Source organism: Nonomuraea sp. NPDC004702 (genome assembly GCF_053601695.1).
This window is the reverse complement of record NZ_JBSGCE010000016.1, coordinates 15790-35580: the sequence shown is the minus strand read 5'-3', so window position 1 is coordinate 35580 and position 19791 is coordinate 15790. Positions and strand designations below refer to the sequence as shown.

Below are 19791 nucleotides of genomic sequence, written 5' to 3'. Positions count from 1 at the left end.
CCTTAGGGCGTCTTCTCGTCTTGGGCACCGGTAGACGTATTGCCGGCAGCTGCCGCCTTGATTGCTTCCAGCACTGCAGAGGCCTCTTCAGGGCTGACCGCCGAAACGTTATGCAGTGCCCACGCCGCGGCGACCGAATCGCGCGCTGGTCGGCGGATCTTGCGGGCGGGCGGAGGCTTCAGGCCATCGACAACATCCGCGTCCTCCTGCAAGCGTCGGATGTGTTCCGGCTCTCGGTCGAAGTGCCGGGCTATGTCGGCCTGCTTTGTGCCGGACGAGCGGGCATCGCGGATGGCGCGACCGAAGTCCAGCCATGCGGCATTGACGAGGTCTTCGGCAAACTTCTCCGCTTCCCGGACTCGGGCGTATGCGGCGTCGAGGGCAGCCATCTGGTCGGTCACCTCTCCATCATCACACCACTGATGTGGCCACCTTAGCATGTGGGGCCCACTTAGCAATGTGCCCACATGAAAAGTAGGCCCCACATGTCAATGTGGGCTAGTCTCGAAATCGAACCACTGATTGATCAGGGGGACTGAAGTGGCGACACCCCGAAGACCGGCACACCTCTCATAGCCCCGAACCCGAGCATCACCCGAGAGAGAGCCGCTCTACGTGACCGACGACGAACAACCCGCAGGGCCGCGAGCTGTGGGCGTGAACCAAGCGGCGATCGACTGGGCGTGGGCTCAGTCGATCGCCAACAACCCGGGAGCACGGATCGCGCTGCTGTGCCTCGCCCGCCGGGTGGACGAAGCGTGGGAGTGCACGGCAAGTCAGGAGGAGGTGGCAGTGGACGCGATGGTCGCCACACGCTCGATGCGCCGCTACCTCGACCAGTTGGAGGAGGGCGGGTTCATCGCTCGCCGCCGGCGGGTGAGTGACACGGGTCATCGGTTGCCCGACAGCTATCGCCTCAACCCCACCGAAGCCCTACCGGCCAATTTGGACGGTAGGCAGGTCGGCGCGGGGGAGTCCTACCGGCCAATCTGGCCAGTGGCCAATCTGGCCGCTGGTGCTGACCAGGAGAAATCCCTACCGGCCAATCTGGCCAGTGGTGAACCCCGAGCGGCCAATCTGGACGCTAGGGACGGGACCTTGTGGCCAAATTGGCCGGTAGGCGAGACGGTGGGATCGCAAACCCGCAGGTCGCAACCAGTGGCCAATTTGCCCACTGGCCAAATTGGCCGCGCTATAGGTGTTAGTAGTTCTTCTTCTTCAGAAGAAGAACACAAACTCTCTACAACCAAGAGGGGGGCGGGGGGTAAGTCCGCGGCCGACGACGCCGAGCACCCTCGCTTCGCCGAGTGGTACGCCGCCTACCCGATCCACAAGGCGCCCGCTGCGGCCCGTAAGGCGTTCAACAAGGCTGTCCGCAAGGTCGACGACATCTCGGTTCTCGTCGAGGCTGCCCAGCGCTACCACGCCGACCCCCAGGTCCTGCGCGGCTACGGCAAGCACCCGGCCACCTGGCTGAACAGCGAGTGCTGGCTCGATGAGCCCACCCCGGCCCGGTCTGCCACGGGAACGGATGGCCCCGCTCACCAGGGCCCGGCCCCCCTGCCGCCCCGTGTCGGTGGCTACGAGAACGCCCGCAACTTCGGAAGGAAGCGATCATGAACGATGACCTGTCGGAGTGGCACGCTAGGCGCCGTCGCGAGCGCGTGGCCGCTTTCCAGGCCAAGCGCCCCATCCAGTTACGCCACAAGGGAGCCCTGCACGACGACATCGCCCAGTGGGGGTCACGCCTGTTCGGCAGCACCGCCGGCAACCTGATCCTGTTCGGCCCGACCGGCGTCGCCAAGACGTGGTCGAGCTGGGAGGTCATGGAGCGGGCGATCAAGTGCGGCTTCGCCGGCCAGGTGCTCATGCTGTCGCAGGCGGAATGGCAGGAGACGGTCGGCCCGCCCAAGGACCTGGAGCGGCTCGCCGAGATGCGCGAGGCCGACGTGCTCGCCCTGGACGACCTGGGCAGCTTCCGCATCAACGAATGGACGCGAGAGCTGCTGCTGCCGGTCATCGACACCCGGTGGGCGCACGGCCGGCCCACGATCATCACCTCGAACCTGGACGACCTGGACGAGAAGCTCGGCGAGCGGATCACCTCCCGCCTGGCGTCGGGCGCGACCGTCGTGGTGCTTGAGGGCGACGACAAGCGGATGGCCTCATGAACGCCGACCGGGACGAGCAGGCCGAACTCGACCTGGAATCCGAGGCGGCGGTGCTCGGATCGATGCTGATGTCAGCCGACGCAGTCGGCCTGGCGCTGGAGAGCCTGACGAGCCGCGACTTCCGCCGGGGCGCCCACCAGCTGGTGTTCGAGGCGATCGCCGCGCTGGCGAACCGCAACATGCCGATCGATCCACTGACCGTCGCCGACGAGCTGGACAAGCACAACAACCTGCCACGCGTGGGCGGAGTGCTCACGCTGCACGACCTGCTCGCCGGGGTGCCGACCGCGGTCAACGTCGGACGCTACATCCGGCAGGTGCGCGAGGCGTCGATCACCAGCCACACCCTGTCCGCGGCCGAGCGCGTGAAGCAGATCATGGGCGCCCGCCATGTGGACCTGGACGAGCGGATCGACGCCGTCCGCGACGCCATCGACGAGGCCACCCGCCTGTCCACGCCGTCCACGGCGCTGTCGGTGGCGGACGCTGTCGGCCCGCTGATGGACCGGCTCGGGTCGAAGACGCCGATGCAGGGCATCACGACAGGCTGGAGCGACCTGGACCAGCTGTTCACCCGGCTGCGACCTGGCCAGCTCATCATCGTGGGCGCACGGCCGGGCATGGGCAAAAGCGTCTTCATGATCAACCTGGCGACTCATGTCCGGCACAAGCTCGGCCAGCCGGTCCTGTTCGCAAGCCTGGAGATGACCCGCGACGAAATCGCCATGCGCATGATCGCCGCCATGGGGCGGGTCAACCTGCACCTGCTCCAGCGAGGCGAGCTGTCCGACCAGGACTGGATCCGCGCGTCCGAGGCGTCGGCCAAGCTCGCCGAGTACGACGACCTGATCATTGACGACAACCCCGGCACCACCATCGCCCACCTGAGCGCCGCCGTGCGCCGGATGCGCCGCAACGGCATGCCGCCCGCGCTCATCGTCGTCGACTACCTGCAGCTCATGAGCAGCGGCAAGCGCGCCGAGTCACGCCAACTCGAAGTGTCGGAGATGAGCCGCGGCCTGAAGAAACTCGCCGGCGAGTTCGGCGTTCCGGTCGTGGTCGGCTCCCAGCTCAACCGCGAGTCGGAGAAGCGGGCCGACAAGCGCCCGATGACCTCCGACCTGCGCGAGTCGGGCGGGCTGGAGAACGACGCAGACGTGATCATGCTGCTCCACCGTGAGGACGTCTACCACCAGGAGACCCCCCGGGCCGGCGAACTCGACGTGATGGTCACCAAGCACCGCCAGGGCCCCACGGCGACCATCCCGCTCGTCTGGCAAGGCCACTACGCGCGCGCCGTCGACTTCGCGCCCGAGCCCGTCAACGGCTCCCCGAACCTGCACCTGGCCTCCTGAAGGGACCGCCCATGACCACACCTCCCGAGACCACGGCCGGCTTACTGAAGATCCGCGAGGACTGGCTGAAGGTCATCGCCATCGAGAGCCCGCACGGCGGGTTCGACATCGCCGTGGTGATCGACGGCTCTTACGACCGGCAGTACTACGACCCGGCCGACCTGAAAGAGACCTGGGCCAAGCGCCTGAAGGCGGCCCTGGCCGTGGATGGTCTTCCGCTGGGCGTCCCGCTGAGCCAGTGCCCGAACCGGGCGGCACTGCTGGGCGGCGAGCCGATGCCGGCGCTCCCTGTCCCGTCCCCCGCTAGAGAGGAGACCCCGAATGGCTGACACCAAGATCACTGAACGCGCTGACAGCGAAATGACCCTCAGCGACGAGCTGCGCGAGGCAGCGGCCAAGTTGCGCATGCTGGCCGCTGGAGCAACCCCGGGCCGCTGGGTGTGCGGCGACCTGGAAGAGCAGGAGGACTACGGCATGCAGGTCGCGGTCAGCGCGGACGACGCGCTGACTGCAGAGATCAACCTGGCCGCCAAAGACGCCGCCTGGCGCTACATGCGCAACCAGGCCGTGAACGACGGTCAGTGGATCGCTCTCGCCTCGCCTGCGTTGGCTGAGCCTCTGGCCTCCTGGCTGGAGTCCTGGGACGGCGTGGACCTCCGCGAGGACGGGCCGCTACCGGACGACTTCACGTACGCGCTGCGGGTGGCTCGGGTCTTGAACGGGACCGCGACGTGAGCGCCTTCGACATGTGGGCGGCCCGCCTCGTCAGAGCCCCGTGGGCTGACACCGCTCCCGCCGCTCCTGCTGTCGTCTCCGAGGTGGCCGAGTCGAGCCCGATGCTCACCACGTACGCCGACACCGTCCTTGAGGTGGAGGCGGCGGAGTTGGACGTGGTGGCTGACCTGGACCGGCTGACTGCTGGCGGGCTGTCGCCGTGGGAGGCGTGCGCCGCACTGTTCGGGGCGACGGGCGCGGAGGCGGGGGACGGCTCGGACGGGACCGGCTCTAGCGGGCCCCAGAAGGCCGCTACGGGACGAGAAGAGGCGTCTCCGGTCTCCCTGTAGCGGACGGGTGGCTGAGAGCCGCTTCTGAAGGGCTCTCAGCGCTCCGAGAACAGAACTCCAGTCCTAATCAAGATCGACACATGGCCTATCTGAGGCCGTGTTCGAGAGAGGAATCTAACGATGACCGGCACACCTGATCAGGAAGTCGCCGACTGGAACACGCGGCGGCCTGTCGGCACGCCCGTCCGCTACTGGCCCATCAAGGGCGAAGATGACAGCCTCACCACCCGCACCCGGTCGCAGGCGTGGATGCTCGGCGGGCACACGCCCGTGGTCATGGTGGAAGGCGTGGCAGGGGGCGTCGCGCTCGGCCATGTCGCGCCCGTCTCGGCCTCGCAGCAGTCTGGGGAGGCGTCCCGATGACCCGCGTCTCGCACCGTGAGGTGACCAAGACCTGGACCGAGTACACGCTGCCGCTGCCGTGCGTGTGGGGAGACCTGACGGACCTGGTGGCGCTGGCCCGTCAGGCGTTGGGCGAGGACGCCGCCAAGTGGGATGACGCCGCCGAGGTGGTCGCTACGGACGAGGAGCTGATCGTCCGGTGGGAGTCCCGGTGACGGGCTACTCGCCGGCGGGAGGCGTCTTGCGGGGCCGGCCAACCTTCGGCTTGGCGGGCGGCCAGTGCGGCTCTACGAGCTTCAGGGCGGCGTCGAGGTCTTCGCGGGCTAGGCGGAGGAAGGCGCGCAGGAAGTCGTCCATGGTGCGTTGCCGCTCGGCGAGCCCGTCTTTAACGGGGTCGTACTCGTCTGGCTGGGGGCGGAACGCCTTGGCGCTCAGGCGGTGCTCGGTCGGCATGAGATCAGTGTGCCAGAGGGGCTAGCCACCTTCTAGGGGGCATGCTATGTTCATCTCATCAGAAGGTGGCTAGCCACCATAAGGGAGTCAAGGAGAACGAGATGCAGGTCATGGAGATCGGAACCCGGATCCGCTACTGGGACACCGACTACCCCGCGCAGGGCACCATCCTCCGGACCCGCATCGACGGCCAGGGCGAAGACGCCGAAGCCGAGTACCTGATCCGGTGGGACGAAGACCCCGACGAGGAGGGCCCCTCGTGGTCCTGGTGGATGGAGATCGTCCCCGTCTAGCAGACCCCCGGGCCCCGAGAGGGGCCCCCAACCCCCTCTCCCTGAAGACAGGCCCACCCCGACGTAGGAGACGTGATGACGCTCATGACCGCGACCAAGCTGACCGGCCACACCCTCACCGTCGAGCGCATTCTCGACGTTCCCGAACTGGACGGCAGCCTGCTCCGCGAGCAGGCCGAGACCAACACGTTCTCCGGACCCGTCTGGGTGTTCGTCGAGCGCCGCGACGGCGAGTTCGTCCGGCACCACGGCACCAACGACCGCCGCGACCTCAACCCGTCCAACCACATGTGGGACAACGCCCGCTACCTCGCCGAGCGCCTGTCGTGGCGGGTGGGCGAGCACGAGAACCTCCGCTACGTCGGCCCCGGCCGTGAGGGCGACTGGCAGGCCGGAGCGATCCGCGAGGGCTGGCACGTCCGCCTCACCTCGCGCGGGCCGTGGCTGCGCATCGCCGAGGTCGTCAAACACGTCAACCTGGCCAAGCTCCGCAGCACCGGCCAGATTCGCTACCGGCAGGTGACGCTCGTGCTGGAGAACGGCCAGTCGATCACCCGCAAGAACGCCGACTACCTGGACGCCCGCCCCGTCTGCGCCTGATCAGGAGACGTGATGTTGCTCGCGATCGCAGGAACGCTCGGGCTCCTGCTCGGCTACCTGTCCGGCAGAAGCCGCCCGCTCCGGAGGGCCCGCGACTGGGCGCGCTGGACCCTCATGGGGTTCGGTCCGCAGTCCACGCTTTGCTCCCTGGTGTCGCTGGCACTGCTGCCCGACTACTGGGCGCGGATCTGGAAGCGGCGCAACGACCCGCCCCGCACCAGGGCGGAGGCTCCCAAACTCAACCCGGACTGGGAGCAGAAACTCGACGAGCACGACAACTGACCCCCTCCGGTCCCGGTGTCCTCCACCGGACCTCCGGGCGGGACAACACTGTCCCGCCCGCCCCTGACCCCCTGAACGGAGAACCGAGATGAGCGACACCACCGAGATGGTCGCCGAGTACGTCGGCGAAGACGGCCGCACCTACCAGATCGACCACCTGGGCATCGGCTACCCGAGCCAGCGCGGCGAGTACGCCGTCTACTGCGAAGACCGGATGGTTGCCGACTTCCTCGCCTTCAACACGCTGCTGAAGCCCGAAGCTCAGCCGCCGCTGCCCAGCACGGGCGAGCTGATCGAGATGGCGAAGGCGGCCGTTCGAGACGCCGCGAAGGACTGACCCCCGCCCCCTCTCCGCCTACACGGGAGAGGGCGCAACCCAAGACCCCAATGCAGCCAAGGAAGGCGACATGAGCAACGAACTCACCCCGAACGAGCGGGAGGTCCTCGCCGACGTGTTCGGCGACGACCCGACGTACAAGGAACAGGAGCGCGAGTACGTCGTCGTTTCCTACTGGCGGGGCAAGGGGAAGCTGTCCGCCCACGGCCCTTACCCGCAGCACCTCGCCGAGAAGAAGGCCAAGGCCGAGGGCGGCATCGTCGCCGAACGAGTCAAGACCACGACATGGGGACCATGGAGCTCCGCCTCTCCGGACTCCTCCTCCGAGGAGGGCTCCTGATGGCTACGATCTCCACCGCCCAGCTCGTCCTGCTCCGCCGCGCCCACGAGGGCACCGTGTACGTGGACCGCGACCCGGGATCATCACGCCCAGGAGGCGGCATCCACCGTCGCACCCTGGACGCTCTCCGAAACGCCGGCCTCCTCCGCAAGGGCGACTACGTGCCGTTGAAGGGACGCCCGCTAGTCGTCACCACGAAGGGCGTAGCGCTCCTGATCAATCTCGGACAGATCCCCGCCCCTGCGTCCGAGGAGGGCTGACCCGATGGCTGACGACTACTCCGGCCTCCGGTTGCTCAGTGAAGAGCGGCTCGCCGAAGCCACCAAGGACCACTGGGAGCTGTGCGGCTGCTCTTGGTGCTGGGAGCTGCTGCGCCGCAAGGCGGAAGCCTCCCAGGAAGTGGAGGGCTGACCCGATGGCAAGCCTCGAAGCGCGTATCACAGCCAGAGACCGCCTCCTCGACTGTCTGCGGGAGGCCGCGAAACAGCGCTACAGGAGACAAGAGCGTGTGCCCGGACCGTACGGAGAAGAGTCCGCATGGGTTGGCTGGGAGGCGGAGCAGATGCTCGACCTGACCAACCTGATTCGTCTCGGGACTGGCCTTCCGCCGGCCACGATCGACCAGATCCGCCGGATCGAACAGTCCGCGTGCGGTCACTCCGACTATGCCGACAAGTACGCACTCCGCTGCGCCTTCCTGGCGCTCGGAGAGGAGGACTGACCCGTGGCTGACACCTCGAAGAGTTACGACCCCGAGGCCGATTTCGCCGCTACTGGCTCCGTCCTCTGCGACGACTGCGGGGCACGAGTACGCCCGCGCACTCTGGAGTCGCTGCCTCCGCACCGCTGCGCCGAACGTCAGCGACAGAGCCGCAGGACATGCCTCACTGGAGCCCTCGTCGGCCCCGTTCCCGTCATCTGCGACCGGCGTGACGGCCACGACGGTCTGCACCGCGACAGTGACGCGGATCTCACGTGGCCCCGTGCCACTGACGTCCCTGAGGAGGGCTGACCCGTGGCCGAGACCCGAGAGCCGAAGCGCATCCCCGAGGAAGCCGTACGAGCCGCTGCGCTGGCGATCGGCAGGGAGTACGAGAGCCTGCGCGAGTGGGACCGCGAGGCGTTCGCCCGCGCTGCTCTGGAGGCTGCTGCTCCTGTCCTCGCCGCCCAAGCCCAGCGAGAGATGGCCGAGCAGATCCGCAGCATCGCCCACGATGACGAGCAGTGGGGGTTCGTCAACTTCCGGGCGTTCATCAAGCGGCACAAGCGCCTGGTCCAGGGCAGCAGCGGCATCGCGATTCTGCTCGCGGTCGCCGACGAGATCGAAGGAGACGCCCGTGCTGAAGATCAGCCTGCGTAGACGCCAGGGCTGGGAACTCGCCAACACCGCCCACCGCAACCAGAACCGAACCCACTGGTATCGCCTCGCCGGGATGCGCCGGTGGGCGCTGATCCTCATGGTCGCCGACAAGAACTTCGTCAGCGAGGCAGCCAGCAACGACGTGCCCGAGGAGACGACCCCGTGACTCCCGTTGAGCTGATAGCCCTGGCCGGCTGCGGTCGCCCTGAGGACGGGAGAGGCTGCCCGGTCTGCGTGAGTGCTGCTGAGGTCCACGTGAGGGCCGTCGAGGCTGCGGGGATGGTCGTCGTTCCCGCAGACGACCTCCGCCTCACGGTCCGCCACTCCTACATGCCAGAGGACGACCCAGCGCGGGCACAGAAGGTGGTGGCCGCGAGAGACCGCCTTCGTGCCGCTCTCGACGCTAGCCTGCCCCCAGAGGAGGAGACTGATGACGGACACTGACCACATGCCCTCGCTCTTCAGCCCTGAGCAGGTCCGCGCCATCCGCGAAGGGATCGCCGGGTTCGGGGAGTTGGCAGGCAACGCACGCGCGGCTGTGGCCGCTGCTGGAGCGCGACTCCTCGCCCTGCCCCCTGAGGTGTCCCAGGAGGAGAATCCGTGCCTGTGACCCTCAAGCAACCCCGCGAAGACGTCGCCAGCGGCACCGACCGCGAGGACGATCTACTTTCCCTCGAAGGTTCTGCTGTCATGCACCGCGAAGCCCTCATCGGTGTGGCTCGGCTGCTCTACAGAACGACCCTGGTCGGTAACCCCGCCCCGGTCGTGGAGGACATCGACAGGCGGCTCTCAGACCCGCAGCCTGGCGATCTCGTGGTGGAGACGTCCGTTATGTACAGCCGAGACCCGGACAAACGGCTGAGAGGTTTGGGCATCCTTCTGGAGAAGCGCACCGAGTGGTACGAGACCGACGAGGAGTATGCCGAGTTGGTCGCCGAGGGCTCGATGGATGCTGACGAGCCACGCTTCACGGACACGGCCTGGTACATCCAGTTCGGCCCTAAGGCGGAAGACGTCTGCCGATGGACGAACTGCGCGTTCATCGCGCTGCCGTACGAGTGGGAACCACCTCCGTGACCCTCTTTCTTGACCTCGACCTCGACGAGCCTGCCACCCGAGAGCACGTCACCCGGTGCGCCGCCTGCAAGCACACCCTGCGCACCCCCGAGTCTCGTGCTCTCGGCATCGGCCCTGACTGCGCGTCCAAGCTCGGCATCGCACCCCGCAAGCCTTTACGGATCACTGGTGTCCCTACCGGGTGGGACGTGGAGGGACAGACCGATCTGCTGGAGGAGACGTGACGGAACGCAATATGGATCCTGGCGCCATGTTGGTAGCCGGCTGGACCGTCATCCGCATGCCCTACCTGCCAGACACGCTGAACCGTCAGCGATGGCCCCTGGTCTCCCAGCAGTCCCCAATGAGGCTACGCCGCATCGTCGAGCAGCTCTGCCGCCAGTTCGATCGCGAAACCGAAATGGGAGTCGGCTACAACGCCAAGTTCCCACCTGGGGATCACGTCACCGCTGTACTGCTCCCCTCGCAGCGATATTTCATCGGCCGCGCCCGGCTCATCGCTGGCGCCATCGGTGTCAACAGCCGCGACTACAAAGGCGGGCCCGCCGCCATCTGGGTGTACGTGCACCCCTACGAACGCGGGCGCGGGTTAATCGATGAGGTGTGGCCGCATATGCAGCAGCATTACCCAGGAATTCGGCTCGCGGGGCCATTTACCAAGGCCGGGGAGCGGCTCAGCGAACGCCTAGAAGGACCGGCGCCAGAAGGAACGACACCTTGAGCGACCACCGCTGTGAGCGCCCCGCCGAGGCGCACGCCAACGGACAGCCGTGGCGGTGCCCCGAATGCGGGCTGTTGTGGGAGGCGTTCCCGGCGCCGCCGGCCGCACAACCCCGGCGGAAGATCTTTACTAGGGACAGGGTCATCATCGCCGGCCTGGGGGTGGTGGGCGGTGCGTGCGTGGCAGCGCAGGCCATATCGGAAACGGCGCTGGCCGTCATGGGAGTCCTGGTGGCGCTGGGAACCCTCGCCTGGGTGGTCGTCTCAAGCCTACGAACTCGTGAGACGATTGATGGCGAGCACGCATCAAAGCATGCGCCAGACTCTCAGTAGACAGCGAAAGCGGCCCTCCGCACCACCGGAGAGCCGCCTCGTCCCACTAGTCCTCGCCCACCGCAATGCCCTCATAAGCGGTCTCCCGTAAGCGTATCCATCGGGGAGGCCGAAATGTCCCAGCGCACGTACGATCACTTCGCCGCTCTGCGCGACGCACTCCAGCACTTCGACACCGCGCTACTCCCCGGCACCCCCAGACGGTGGGCCGAACAAGACCTAACCCCACAGCAGCGGGCCCGCCTCGACGCCCGCGCCGTCGAGGAACGCCAAGCCAAGCTCCACAACCTCGCCCGCGGCCTCAAAGCGCTCGGCGACGGCAGGGCGCCGCTCCGCCTCGAAGTGCTCGATGCCGCCGCAGACATCACCGCCGCCGTTGCCGAACTCGAAGAAGCCGTCTGCGACAGGCTCGGCCTCACCCCGCTGGAGCACCCCACCACCACAGACCGGATCCGCCGGCTCGTGGACCTGCTCGACCGGATCGACCTCCACGAGGACCTCGCCGACCACGTCCACGGCGAGGCGCTACGCCTGCGACGGCTGGCCTCCTCGACGATCGGAGACGCGGAGGTGGTGCGGAAGCTCAAGTTCCGCTGCCACATCTGCGACGCCACCAGCATGCGAGCGTTCCCCGAGCGGGAACTCATCATCTGCGTCAACAGCGAGTGCCTGTGCGACGACAACGAATGTCCGTGCGGGTGGGAGAAGCCGCAACGCCACCGCTGGCCGTTCGACCAGTGGCCGTGGCTCGCCTCCCTCCTCGACGAGGGCATCGGGGTGGAGGCGTGACAGGCGACATCTTCGACGAGCTGCTGTTCACTGCGGAAGAAGCGGCAGAGCAGGTGGGCGTGAAGGTCGCCACGATCTACACATGGGTGCACCGTGGCGCGCTGGCTCCGGCCGGCACGCGCGGCAAGCATAAGCTGTTCCGCCTTGCTGACGTATTCAAGGCTGAGGCGACGCGCGACCGTAGTAGGCGCAAAAGGGCTGTGGCGTGCTAATCTGCTCACTGAAAGATCAAACGGCGTGCGGTAGCCATGCCTGAAAGCCTCGCTTCGGCGGGGCTTTTCGCATTTCACGGCCCTATACGCCGCTAGAGATCCCCATAGGCGCGTGCCCTGTGCTGGAGGCGCGCTGCTCGCGCGACCACTCCTGCCCCCGTAGGTGACTGTCGCGTGAGCGGGTTGGCGGCCCACGTCCCGGCGAGGGAGCGGGGCCGCCAACCCACCCCCATATGCGTGCGGCCCTGACTAGCTGGGGGGTTGGGTCCAGGGCCGCACAACAACCCCCTGCACCCCCCTGGAGACGCGCATGCCCCGATTCAGGAAGAAGCCTGTCGAGATCACTGCCGTCCAGTGGACCGGCGAGAACGCTCAGGAGATCAAGACGTTCGTCGGCGTCCGAGACAACGGCGAGTCGCGGTTCCTCACGCCGGACGAGATCACAGGAGTGTGGGAGCACGCCCACGTGTACGACGAGCTGCACGACACGTGGGTAACGGTGTATCCGGGCCAGTGGGTGATTAAGGGCGTGAAGGGCGAGTTCTACCCGTGCGCCGAGGACGTGTTCGCCGAGACGTACGAGCCTGTCTCGCGAGTGGTCGTTAACGTCCAGACAACCGAGACGCCCGATCAGCGGTTTCTGCGCGCCATGGGCGAAGGCTGGGCCCGAGGGAATGGTCTCGTCTGATGGCCGCCGATGACCTGCTTTCCTGGCTCCGCTCGACGATAGAGAGCGACCTCGCCAGGGCGCGGAACGAAGGGCCCGACTGGTACAGCGTCGAAGACCTGACGGACTACGACTACTGCATGGACGCGGGCCGAGCCGAGTACATCGTGCGCCACGGCCCTCGGGACACGATCGCCCGCTGCGAAGCCGAACTGCGCCTCATCGCGCTGTGCGAAAGCACCACGGAGTACGCGCTGAAGCGTCCACAGGGCAATTCTGCTTACCTCGTCGCCCACCAGTCAGACATCCTCGTTCGACTCCTTGCGAGCGGTTACCGCCACCGTCCCGGCTTCAACCCTGAGTGGTTGAGCGAGTGATGGACGACGACGCCTTCTGGGCCCTCATGAGCGTCGCCGCACTGGTCTTCTCCGTCGCCGTCCAGGGGTTCGCCTGCTGGCTGGTCGGCAGGCGCTTCCGCGACATCGACGGTTGACCTCCTAGTCCTCCGGGCGGGTATGAGGACACACCTACCGTGTGCGCCTTCGCTGGGAGCACCCGCCCGGAACAACCCCTCACCCCGGAGGCCGGCATGGACGCTCTACAGGTCGACCTCGCCACACTCGTAGGTCGCCTGGAGCAGGTGCAGGACGAAGGCGGCTGGGAGAACGCCTGCCCGATCGTGCTGGACCGCATCCTCACCTGCGACCTGCCCCGCCTGCGCGAGCACCTCAGCGTGGAGGCTGCCGCTCTGCTCGACACCAGCCGCTAGCCCGACTCGAATACACGTTCGTCCTGCTGGGTATCCTCGCTCTCATGCAAGGCCAGCCCGTCGTCCGTCTCCCTCAGCATCCCGCTAAGGCGGGCCACATCCTGCAGTGGCGGCAGAAGGCGGACCGGACGTGGGAAGCGCTGGTTGAGTACGTGCTGACCGTCCCAGGCTTCCGTGGCGGGCTCCAGCCAGAACAGCAGTCCTGGTTTCCGGCGCACGAGGTAGAGCCTGTCCGGGGCGAGGACTACAGCCGGGTGCCACGCACTCATGTCGATCACCCAGCGTAAGAAATCTAGGGCAGAGTCTCCCCAAGCGCGGGCCCCATACCTACCCAACGTAATCACCGCAGGAACGGAGAACCCGTCATGGACATCCTCCTACTCCTCACCCTCGTAGCCTTCCTCGCCGGCGGAGTTGTATCCGCCATCCAGAAGGCGTGGGTCATGGTCCTGCTCTTCTCCGGCCTCGCCCTGTGGGTGCTGTCCGAGACCGACCTCATCCACAGCTAGCCTCATGCCGGCCCTCAAGGTGTGCAGCACCCCAGGCTGCCCGACCCTGTGCCCTAAAGGTAGGTGTGAGGGGTGCAAGGCCAGAGCAGAGCAGGCCCGTGGTACAGCCTCACGGCGCGGCTACGACAGAGCATGGCAGCGCACACGCAAGGCATACCTACGCACACACCCACACTGTGAGTGCGACACCTGCCTAGCCCTACCCCTACACGCCAGGCCCATGGCCACGGACGTGGACCACATAGACGGGCTCGGCCCTAAGGGGCCACGTGGCCACGACCACACCAACCTCAGGGCCATGAGCCACGAGCATCACAGCGCACGCACAGCACGTGATCAACCTGGCGGCTGGCACTTGCAGTCTTGCGGGTGATGTCGACACACACGAAAACGGACATACAGGACGAGCGGCGTTTCCGCAGGTCAGAGGCTTGCCGTGTTTCCGCAGGTCAGAGGGGGTGGGGGTATGCCCCCTATGTCCGATTTACAGGAGACCGCGGGGGAGGGGCGCCGGAAGTGCGCCAGGTTCAGAAGGTTCTTGATCACCTCGCAAGGGGGTGATCGCCGATGCCGCGCAACGTGGCTGAGGAGTGATCGACATGCCTCGTGGAGGTGCTCGCGTGGTGTCTGGCCCGGCGCCGGACCCGAACGCGCTCAGGAGAGACCGTAAGGCCGACCAGGCGGGCTGGACCACACTGCCCGGCGAGGGACGGCGGGGGGAGCCGCCAGAGTGGCCTCTGATCGACGTACAGGACCGCGAGTGGGATCTGTGGGTGGATCTGTGGTCACGTCCGCAGGCGGTCATGTGGGAGCGACTGGACCAGCGGTACGAGGTCGCGATGTTCGTCCGCAAGCTGGCCGAGGCTGAGCAGCCGAAGGCGTCGGTGGAACTGCAGAAGGTGGTCCGCCAGTACCTCGATTCGCTTGGCCTGTCGGTGCAGGGGATGCTCCGCAACCGGTGGAAGATCGACCTCGCGCCGGCGGAGCCGGAGAAGAAGCAGGCGCCGCGGCGGTCGTCGTCGAAGTCGCGCTTCAAGGTGATCGACGGTGACGGGGACGCCTGAGCGGGTTGTCTCGTGGCCGACGCTCGGGTTCCTGGTCGGCGACTGGATCGAAGCTCACTGCGTCATCCCGGACCGTGAGGATCGTGGTCTGCCGTTCGCCTTGTCGGACTGGCAGCTGTGGAACGTCTTGAACCACTACCGAGTGAAGCCGGCCGCTAAGCGGGGACAGCTCGCGCCGGCGTTCCACTACCGCAGGTCGCAGACGGTCCGCCCGCAGAAGACGGGCAAGGGGCCGTTCATCAGTGCGGTGGTGTGCGGCGAGGCAGTCGGGCCGGTCCTGTTCGACGGGTGGGCCGAGGGCGGTGAACTGTACGACTGTCGCGATCACGATTGTGGTTGCGGGTGGACGTACGAGTACGAGCCGGGCGAGCCGATGGGCAGGCCGTGGGCGACTCCGCTGATTCAGATCACTGCCACGTCCGAGGAGCAGACGGACAACATCTACGACGCCCTACGACCGATGATCGACTATGGGCCGTTGACGGAGCTGATCCCGAAGACGGGTGAGGAGTTCATCCGCCTCCCTGGCGGCGGGCGGATCGACGTCGTCACCTCCTCAGCGCAATCCCGGCTCGGTCAGCGCGTTACGTTCGTGCCGCAGGACGAGACCGGGATCTGGACGGCGACGAACAAGATGATCCGCGTCGCCGAGACTCAGCGCCGCGGCCTCGCCGGCATGGGCGGCAGGGCGTGGGAGACCACGAACGGCTGGGACCCGTCAGAGGATTCGGTGGCGCAGCGGACGTTCGAGTCCGCGGCGCAGGACATCTTCCGCGACTTCCCTCAGGCACCGGCGCATCTGTCCTACCGGAACAAGCAGGAGCGGCGGAAGATCCACCGGATCGTGTACGAGGGCTCGCCGTGGGTGGACCTGGACGCGATCGAGGCCGAAGCAGCGGAGCTGCTGGAGAAGGACCCCGGTCAGGCTGAGCGGTTCTTCGGCAACCGCATCGTCTACGGCCAGGGCGCCTGGCTCGACGGCGACAAATGGGACGCCCGCGCCAAGGTGCGGGTCGTGCCGGACGGCGTGCCGGTCGTGCTCGGATTCGACGGGTCGGACTCCGACGACTGGACGGGCATCCGCGCGGAGACCGCGGACGGCTACCAGTTCACCCCGACGTACGGGCCGGACCAGTTGCCGACGATCTGGAACCCTGCCGAGTACGGCGGCCAGGTGCCGCGACTGGAAGTGGCCGCGGCCTTCGACGAGCTCATGACACGATTCAAGGTGGTCCGCGCCTACCTGGATCCGCCCGGCTGGACGTCAGAGATCGACGCGTGGGCCGACCGGTACGGCGACAAGGTCGTCATCCGCTGGTCGACGTTCCGGCCTACACAGATGCATGCCGCCACCGAGCGGCTGCTGACGGACGTGGTGAAGGTCGAGAGCCCGTTCTCACATGACGGCTGCCAGCAGACCGCCATCCAGGTAAAGAACGCCCGTAAGGCTCCTAGGCCCGGCCAGCGGTACGTGCTGGAGAAGCCCAGCCAAACACAGAAGATCGACCTCGCCGTCTGCAGCGTGCTCGCGCACGAGGCGGCCGGCGACGCCACCGCGGCCGGCCTGTTCACCGTGACCGAGTCCATCCTGTACACCGCGTCATCCACCCGACTTTCCAGGAGGTGACGCGTGGCCGAGATCCAGATGTCCGAGGATGCGATCGCGGCCACGAAGGTGCTCAACCGGCTCGCAGAGGAACTGGACAGACGCCAGGCCGTCATCCGGAGACGGCTCGACTACTACGGCGGCAAGCATCAGCTCTGCTACGCGTCGCCTGAGTTCCGGGAGTACTTCGCGACGAGATTCGAGGGGTTCGCGGACAACTGGTGCCAGCCTGTCGTAGCGGTGCCGGCCGAGCGGATGAACGTGCTCGGTATCCGGCTGGATGAGGGCAGCCGCAAGGCCGACAGGGACCTGTCGAAGGCGTGGAAGGCCGCCAACTGCGAGCGTGGCTCGTCGCAGGCGTTTGTTACGACGCTGGCAGCCTCTCGCGCCTACTGCCTGGTGTGGGGCGACCCTGAGGACGATGAGACGCCTCTAGTGACCTGGGAGCGCCCGGATCAGGCCATCGTCGCCTACGACTCCGACACCGGGCGTCGATCCGCGGCGTTGAAGCTGTGGGCCGACGACACGAAGGAGTACGCCACCCTCTACCAGCGGGACTTCGTGTGGAAGTTCCAGAGGGATCGTGCCGCTCGGACGGGACAGACGGTTACTGGCCTGGTCGTGCCGAGCGCGGGACTTGTCAACGCGTCGGCATGGGGCGGCTGGGAGCCACGGCAAGGTAACGACGACGTGTGGCCGCTACCGAACCCCATGAACGTGGTTCCGATGGTGGAGCTGCGCAACCAGGACCTCCTGGATGACGATCCGCTGTCCGACATTGACGGCGTGATCGCCATGCAGAACGCGATCAACCTCGTGTGGGCGTACCAACTGAACGCCCTCGACTACGCGTCACTGTCACAGCGAATCGTGCTCGGCGCCGACATCCCCAAGGTTCCGATCCTCAACGATCAGGGGCAGATTGTCGGCTACAGGCCGGTCGAGCTCGACACGCTCAACCATGAACGCATCCTGTGGGTGCCGGGCGACAACGCCCGCATCGCCCAATGGTCGCCCGCGGACTTGGACGCGTACGGCAAGGTGATTGAGCAAGGCGTCGAGCACGTAGCCGCCCAAACCCGCACGCCGCCGCACTACCTGATCGGCAAGCTCGCCAACCTGTCGGCGGAGGCGTTGACCGCAGCGGAGTCGGGGCTGGTGTCCAAGACCGGCGAGCGGATCGTGTACGTCGACCCGAGTATCCGCGAGATCTACACGCTGATGGCCCTCGTGCAGAACGACAAGGCCAAGGCCAAGGCGTGCAGGTCGGGCACGGTCGTCTGGAAAGACATCCAGTTCCGCGCCCTAGCGCAGAAGGTGGACGCGCTGGTCAAGATGCGCCAGATCGGATTCCCGATCGAGTGGATCGCCGAGGAGTACGGCCTTGAACCTCACGAGGTGGCCCGGGTCCTCAAGATGCGCGAGAAGGAAGCCGAGTCCGACCCGATGGCGCAGCTCATGAACCCGAAACCGGCCCAGGGGCAGCCTGTCAACGAGGCCGGCGAGGATCCTCCAGAGGAGCCTGTGGAGGGGTAGGCGATGACCGTCGAGGAGATCGCCGACGCCCACTACCGGAACCAGCAGCGGATCGCCCGCCTCGCCATTCGGCAGGCTTACGCACTGTGGGGGCAGGTGGATCCGGCCCGCGTGCGGGAGTCCTGGCTGGATCTGCTCGCTGACATCATCCGTGTCCTTGCCGGCGGGCAGGCCGCTGCCGCGGCGCAGGCTCAGCGGTACTTGGACGCGCTCGCGGCGGAGCAGCAGGTGCCCCCTTCGCCTTTCATGGTGGATCCGCTGGCGCTGGCTGGAGTGGCTGCGGATGGTCGCACGCTGGCGGGCCTGCTGATGCAGCCCGCCCTGCGGACCCTCGGCCTGCTGGCGCGCGGCGCGGACGACCAAGACGCTCTGCGTAGCGGCCTCGCATCGCTGGTGAACATCGTCGACACTGAGATCGCCGACGCGTCCCGAGCCGCCGACCAGGTGGGTATCACTGCGCGTCGCGAGTGGGTCATGTACGTCCGGCATGTGACTCTGCCGGCGTGCGCCAGGTGCATCGTCCTGGCAGGTAGGGTCTACAGCTACTCGACAGGGTTCGAGCGGCACGAGCGATGCGACTGCACGATGGTCCCGCACAGAGAGGGCAATACGCCGCCCCCGAACCCGCGTGCATTGTTCGACCAGATGAGCGCCGACGAGCAGAACAAGGCGTTCACCGCCGCTGGCGCAGAAGCGATCAGGCTGGGTGCGGACGTGTCGCAAGTCGTCAACGCGCGGCGCGGGATGAAGGTCGCTGGTGGGCGTCAAACCACGACTGAAGGCTCCACCCGAAGAGGGGTCGCTGGCAAGCGACTGCGAGGCCAGACGCGGCTCATGCCCGCACAGATCCTCCAGGATGCGGGCGGCGACCGGGACCGAGCCATCCAGCTCCTGCATGAGCACGGCTACCTCATTGACAGGCCCCAGGTGGCGCCGAAGGGGCGCGATCAGGCGGTTTTGGCGTCCAGGCGCACGGAATCCACCCCGTACCAGCGCGATACCACCAACATTCGTGACCTGGTCGACGCCTCACGTCGGATGGACGACGCCCAGGTTTCCGCGCTCTCGGGCGGCCAGTCCGCCACGACCGAACTCGTCAGACTCCCCAATGGCGCATTCGTCCGCAAGACGGGCATGGATTGGGGAGACCCAAACGAGGTCGCGGCCAGTCTCCGCGCGCAGGCCGACGCTGAACAGCTCGCTTCCTTGGTCGGGCAGGCGATCGGTGCGCCCGTCGTGCGCGTCTACCGCGAGAACGACGACACCGTGTGGATGAACTGGGTCGAAGGGAACGTGGGCGCGGGTGACGTCTCCGGCACGGACGGACAACTGCTGGGCCTGCTTGACCACCTGATCGCGAACGCGGACCGCAACAGCGGCAACATCATCACCAGCCCGGACGGCCTGGTCGGCATCGACCACGGGTGGTCGTGGGGCGAGCACAACCTTGCGGAGACCGGGCCGATTGTCCAGGACACGCCCGACCGGCCGGCTGCGCACTACTCGCGCGATGGCCAGTGGGTGCCGAACCCTCTTACAGTGCAGGACGTGGACACACTCCGGGCCCGCCTGCGAGCTTTGCGGCCTGACTTCGACTTGCTGGGGCGTGGTTCGTGGCTTGACTACTCGCTCGGCGTCCTCGACGAGGTAGCGCCATACGCGGGCGGAAGGACGGACCTCCTTGGCTGAGATTCGCTTCCACCAGGTCAACGCCGACGGCTCGCCCGGAACGCTGCTCGGAACCGCGAACCTCCACGATGGCATCGTCACCTGTACCCCTGGCGTGGCTCAGGACACGGTTGCGATGCTGGGCCGCCGCTTCGGACGCAGAGACGCTGAAATCTTCGACCTCATTCGCGCGCGCGGCTGGTCCAACGGCTCAGTCGTAGCCATCGCCGAATAGCGCCACCAC

General features: G+C 67.0%; 36 protein-coding genes. 33 read left to right on the top strand and 3 right to left on the bottom strand.

Annotated elements, in window-relative coordinates:
* Nucleotides 1-2: 2 nt before the first annotated feature.
* The gene (locus ACWEJ6_RS21205) at nt 3-401 is read right to left on the bottom strand and encodes a hypothetical protein (RefSeq protein WP_452425565.1); all 399 of its coding nucleotides are present in this window, start codon (nt 399-401) and stop codon (nt 3-5) included.
* A gap of 214 nt (nt 402-615) precedes the next feature.
* Here ACWEJ6_RS21205 and ACWEJ6_RS21200 point away from each other — a divergent pair, with 214 nt between their 5' ends.
* From ACWEJ6_RS21200 to ACWEJ6_RS21165, 8 genes are all read left to right on the top strand, one after another.
* Nucleotides 616-1620, top strand: a complete 1005-nt coding sequence (locus ACWEJ6_RS21200; RefSeq protein WP_452425563.1) for a hypothetical protein — start codon at nt 616-618, stop codon at nt 1618-1620.
* A complete protein-coding gene (locus ACWEJ6_RS21195) occupies nt 1617-2171 on the top strand; it encodes an ATP-binding protein (protein ID WP_452425561.1) in 555 nt (184 codons plus the stop codon). Before ACWEJ6_RS21200 ends, ACWEJ6_RS21195 begins: the two co-directional genes overlap by 4 nt.
* The gene (gene dnaB / locus ACWEJ6_RS21190; protein ID WP_452425559.1) at nt 2168-3526 is read left to right on the top strand and encodes a replicative DNA helicase; all 1359 of its coding nucleotides are present in this window, start codon (nt 2168-2170) and stop codon (nt 3524-3526) included. Before ACWEJ6_RS21195 ends, dnaB begins: the two co-directional genes overlap by 4 nt.
* An 11-nt stretch (nt 3527-3537) precedes the next feature.
* The gene (locus ACWEJ6_RS21185; protein WP_452425557.1) at nt 3538-3855 is read left to right on the top strand and encodes a hypothetical protein; all 318 of its coding nucleotides are present in this window, start codon (nt 3538-3540) and stop codon (nt 3853-3855) included.
* Nucleotides 3848-4261 (top strand): hypothetical protein, encoded by a 414-nt coding sequence (locus ACWEJ6_RS21180; protein WP_452425555.1) that lies wholly within the window; start codon nt 3848-3850, stop codon nt 4259-4261. Before ACWEJ6_RS21185 ends, ACWEJ6_RS21180 begins: the two co-directional genes overlap by 8 nt.
* Nucleotides 4258-4590, top strand: coding sequence for a hypothetical protein (locus ACWEJ6_RS21175; RefSeq protein ID WP_452425553.1), 333 nt, complete (start codon nt 4258-4260; stop codon nt 4588-4590). The genes ACWEJ6_RS21180 and ACWEJ6_RS21175 overlap by 4 nt, the downstream gene beginning before the upstream one ends.
* 120 nt (nt 4591-4710) lie before the next feature.
* Nucleotides 4711-4953 carry a hypothetical protein gene (locus ACWEJ6_RS21170; protein ID WP_452425551.1) on the top strand — a complete coding sequence of 81 codons (243 nt, stop codon included), beginning with the start codon at nt 4711-4713 and terminating at the stop codon, nt 4951-4953.
* Nucleotides 4950-5147 (top strand): hypothetical protein, encoded by a 198-nt coding sequence (locus ACWEJ6_RS21165; RefSeq protein WP_452425549.1) that lies wholly within the window; start codon nt 4950-4952, stop codon nt 5145-5147. Before ACWEJ6_RS21170 ends, ACWEJ6_RS21165 begins: the two co-directional genes overlap by 4 nt.
* Nucleotides 5148-5151: 4 nt before the next feature.
* On the opposite strand, the gene ACWEJ6_RS21160 is transcribed toward ACWEJ6_RS21165, so the two are convergent.
* The gene (locus tag ACWEJ6_RS21160; RefSeq protein WP_452425547.1) at nt 5152-5385 is read right to left on the bottom strand and encodes a hypothetical protein; all 234 of its coding nucleotides are present in this window, start codon (nt 5383-5385) and stop codon (nt 5152-5154) included.
* Between the two features lie 101 nt (nt 5386-5486).
* On the opposite strand from ACWEJ6_RS21160, the gene ACWEJ6_RS21155 reads away from it, so the two are divergent.
* From ACWEJ6_RS21155 to ACWEJ6_RS21065, 19 genes are all read left to right on the top strand, one after another.
* Nucleotides 5487-5678: a hypothetical protein gene (locus ACWEJ6_RS21155; RefSeq protein ID WP_452425545.1), complete on the top strand. Its 192-nt coding sequence runs from the start codon at nt 5487-5489 to the stop codon at nt 5676-5678.
* Between the two features lie 75 nt (nt 5679-5753).
* Nucleotides 5754-6278, top strand: coding sequence for a hypothetical protein (locus ACWEJ6_RS21150; RefSeq protein ID WP_452425543.1), 525 nt, complete (start codon nt 5754-5756; stop codon nt 6276-6278).
* Between the two features lie 12 nt (nt 6279-6290).
* On the top strand, nt 6291-6560 hold the full coding sequence (locus ACWEJ6_RS21145) for a hypothetical protein (protein ID WP_452425541.1): 270 nt from the start codon (nt 6291-6293) through the stop codon (nt 6558-6560).
* Nucleotides 6561-6648: 88 nt separating this feature from the next.
* Nucleotides 6649-6897 carry a hypothetical protein gene (locus tag ACWEJ6_RS21140; protein WP_452425539.1) on the top strand — a complete coding sequence of 83 codons (249 nt, stop codon included), beginning with the start codon at nt 6649-6651 and terminating at the stop codon, nt 6895-6897.
* 70 nt (nt 6898-6967) lie between these two features.
* On the top strand, nt 6968-7237 hold the full coding sequence (locus tag ACWEJ6_RS21135; RefSeq protein WP_452425537.1) for a hypothetical protein: 270 nt from the start codon (nt 6968-6970) through the stop codon (nt 7235-7237).
* The gene (locus ACWEJ6_RS21130) at nt 7237-7497 is read left to right on the top strand and encodes a hypothetical protein (protein WP_452425535.1); all 261 of its coding nucleotides are present in this window, start codon (nt 7237-7239) and stop codon (nt 7495-7497) included. Before ACWEJ6_RS21135 ends, ACWEJ6_RS21130 begins: the two co-directional genes overlap by 1 nt.
* Nucleotides 7498-7501: 4 nt before the next feature.
* Nucleotides 7502-7648, top strand: a complete 147-nt coding sequence (locus tag ACWEJ6_RS21125) for a hypothetical protein (protein ID WP_452425533.1) — start codon at nt 7502-7504, stop codon at nt 7646-7648.
* A gap of 151 nt (nt 7649-7799) precedes the next feature.
* On the top strand, nt 7800-7958 hold the full coding sequence (locus ACWEJ6_RS21120) for a hypothetical protein (protein ID WP_452425531.1): 159 nt from the start codon (nt 7800-7802) through the stop codon (nt 7956-7958).
* A 294-nt stretch (nt 7959-8252) separates the two neighbouring features.
* Entirely contained in the window at nt 8253-8597 is a 345-nt protein-coding gene (locus tag ACWEJ6_RS21115; protein WP_452425529.1) for a hypothetical protein, read from the top strand.
* Nucleotides 8575-8763, top strand: coding sequence for a hypothetical protein (locus ACWEJ6_RS21110; RefSeq protein WP_452425527.1), 189 nt, complete (start codon nt 8575-8577; stop codon nt 8761-8763). Before ACWEJ6_RS21115 ends, ACWEJ6_RS21110 begins: the two co-directional genes overlap by 23 nt.
* A 264-nt stretch (nt 8764-9027) precedes the next feature.
* Nucleotides 9028-9207, top strand: coding sequence for a hypothetical protein (locus tag ACWEJ6_RS21105; RefSeq protein ID WP_452425525.1), 180 nt, complete (start codon nt 9028-9030; stop codon nt 9205-9207).
* Nucleotides 9198-9674, top strand: coding sequence for a hypothetical protein (locus ACWEJ6_RS21100; protein ID WP_452425523.1), 477 nt, complete (start codon nt 9198-9200; stop codon nt 9672-9674). Before ACWEJ6_RS21105 ends, ACWEJ6_RS21100 begins: the two co-directional genes overlap by 10 nt.
* The gene (locus tag ACWEJ6_RS21095; protein WP_452425521.1) at nt 9671-9898 is read left to right on the top strand and encodes a DUF6011 domain-containing protein; all 228 of its coding nucleotides are present in this window, start codon (nt 9671-9673) and stop codon (nt 9896-9898) included. The genes ACWEJ6_RS21100 and ACWEJ6_RS21095 overlap by 4 nt, the downstream gene beginning before the upstream one ends.
* A complete protein-coding gene (locus ACWEJ6_RS21090; protein ID WP_452425519.1) occupies nt 9895-10395 on the top strand; it encodes a hypothetical protein in 501 nt (166 codons plus the stop codon). Before ACWEJ6_RS21095 ends, ACWEJ6_RS21090 begins: the two co-directional genes overlap by 4 nt.
* A 446-nt stretch (nt 10396-10841) precedes the next feature.
* A complete protein-coding gene (locus tag ACWEJ6_RS21085) occupies nt 10842-11516 on the top strand; it encodes a hypothetical protein (protein ID WP_452425517.1) in 675 nt (224 codons plus the stop codon).
* The gene (locus ACWEJ6_RS21080) at nt 11513-11728 is read left to right on the top strand and encodes a helix-turn-helix domain-containing protein (RefSeq protein WP_452425515.1); all 216 of its coding nucleotides are present in this window, start codon (nt 11513-11515) and stop codon (nt 11726-11728) included. Before ACWEJ6_RS21085 ends, ACWEJ6_RS21080 begins: the two co-directional genes overlap by 4 nt.
* Nucleotides 11729-12038: 310 nt before the next feature.
* The gene (locus ACWEJ6_RS21075; protein ID WP_452425513.1) at nt 12039-12416 is read left to right on the top strand and encodes a hypothetical protein; all 378 of its coding nucleotides are present in this window, start codon (nt 12039-12041) and stop codon (nt 12414-12416) included.
* Entirely contained in the window at nt 12416-12772 is a 357-nt protein-coding gene (locus ACWEJ6_RS21070) for a DUF6221 family protein (protein WP_452425511.1), read from the top strand. The genes ACWEJ6_RS21075 and ACWEJ6_RS21070 overlap by 1 nt, the downstream gene beginning before the upstream one ends.
* Before the next feature lie 212 nt (nt 12773-12984).
* Nucleotides 12985-13164, top strand: coding sequence for a hypothetical protein (locus ACWEJ6_RS21065; RefSeq protein WP_452425509.1), 180 nt, complete (start codon nt 12985-12987; stop codon nt 13162-13164).
* On the opposite strand, the gene ACWEJ6_RS21060 is transcribed toward ACWEJ6_RS21065, so the two are convergent.
* Complete coding sequence (locus tag ACWEJ6_RS21060) at nt 13161-13442, bottom strand: hypothetical protein (RefSeq protein ID WP_452425507.1); 282 nt, start codon at nt 13440-13442, stop codon at nt 13161-13163. The two genes, ACWEJ6_RS21065 and ACWEJ6_RS21060, sit on opposite strands and share 4 nt — an antisense overlap.
* 87 nt (nt 13443-13529) lie before the next feature.
* Here ACWEJ6_RS21060 and ACWEJ6_RS21055 point away from each other — a divergent pair, with 87 nt between their 5' ends.
* The 6 genes from ACWEJ6_RS21055 to ACWEJ6_RS21030 all read left to right on the top strand — a co-directional run bounded on the left by ACWEJ6_RS21055 (nt 13530) and on the right by ACWEJ6_RS21030 (nt 19782).
* On the top strand, nt 13530-13673 hold the full coding sequence (locus ACWEJ6_RS21055) for a hypothetical protein (protein ID WP_452425505.1): 144 nt from the start codon (nt 13530-13532) through the stop codon (nt 13671-13673).
* 620 nt (nt 13674-14293) lie between these two features.
* Nucleotides 14294-14737 carry a phage terminase small subunit gene (locus ACWEJ6_RS21050; RefSeq protein ID WP_452425503.1) on the top strand — a complete coding sequence of 148 codons (444 nt, stop codon included), beginning with the start codon at nt 14294-14296 and terminating at the stop codon, nt 14735-14737.
* Complete coding sequence (locus tag ACWEJ6_RS21045) at nt 14721-16364, top strand: hypothetical protein (RefSeq protein ID WP_452425501.1); 1644 nt, start codon at nt 14721-14723, stop codon at nt 16362-16364. The genes ACWEJ6_RS21050 and ACWEJ6_RS21045 overlap by 17 nt, the downstream gene beginning before the upstream one ends.
* A gap of 3 nt (nt 16365-16367) precedes the next feature.
* Entirely contained in the window at nt 16368-17879 is a 1512-nt protein-coding gene (locus tag ACWEJ6_RS21040) for a phage portal protein (protein WP_452425499.1), read from the top strand.
* A gap of 3 nt (nt 17880-17882) precedes the next feature.
* Nucleotides 17883-19568 carry a VG15 protein gene (locus tag ACWEJ6_RS21035; protein WP_452425497.1) on the top strand — a complete coding sequence of 562 codons (1686 nt, stop codon included), beginning with the start codon at nt 17883-17885 and terminating at the stop codon, nt 19566-19568.
* A complete protein-coding gene (locus ACWEJ6_RS21030; protein WP_452425495.1) occupies nt 19561-19782 on the top strand; it encodes a hypothetical protein in 222 nt (73 codons plus the stop codon). The genes ACWEJ6_RS21035 and ACWEJ6_RS21030 overlap by 8 nt, the downstream gene beginning before the upstream one ends.
* Nucleotides 19783-19791 lie beyond the last annotated feature (9 nt).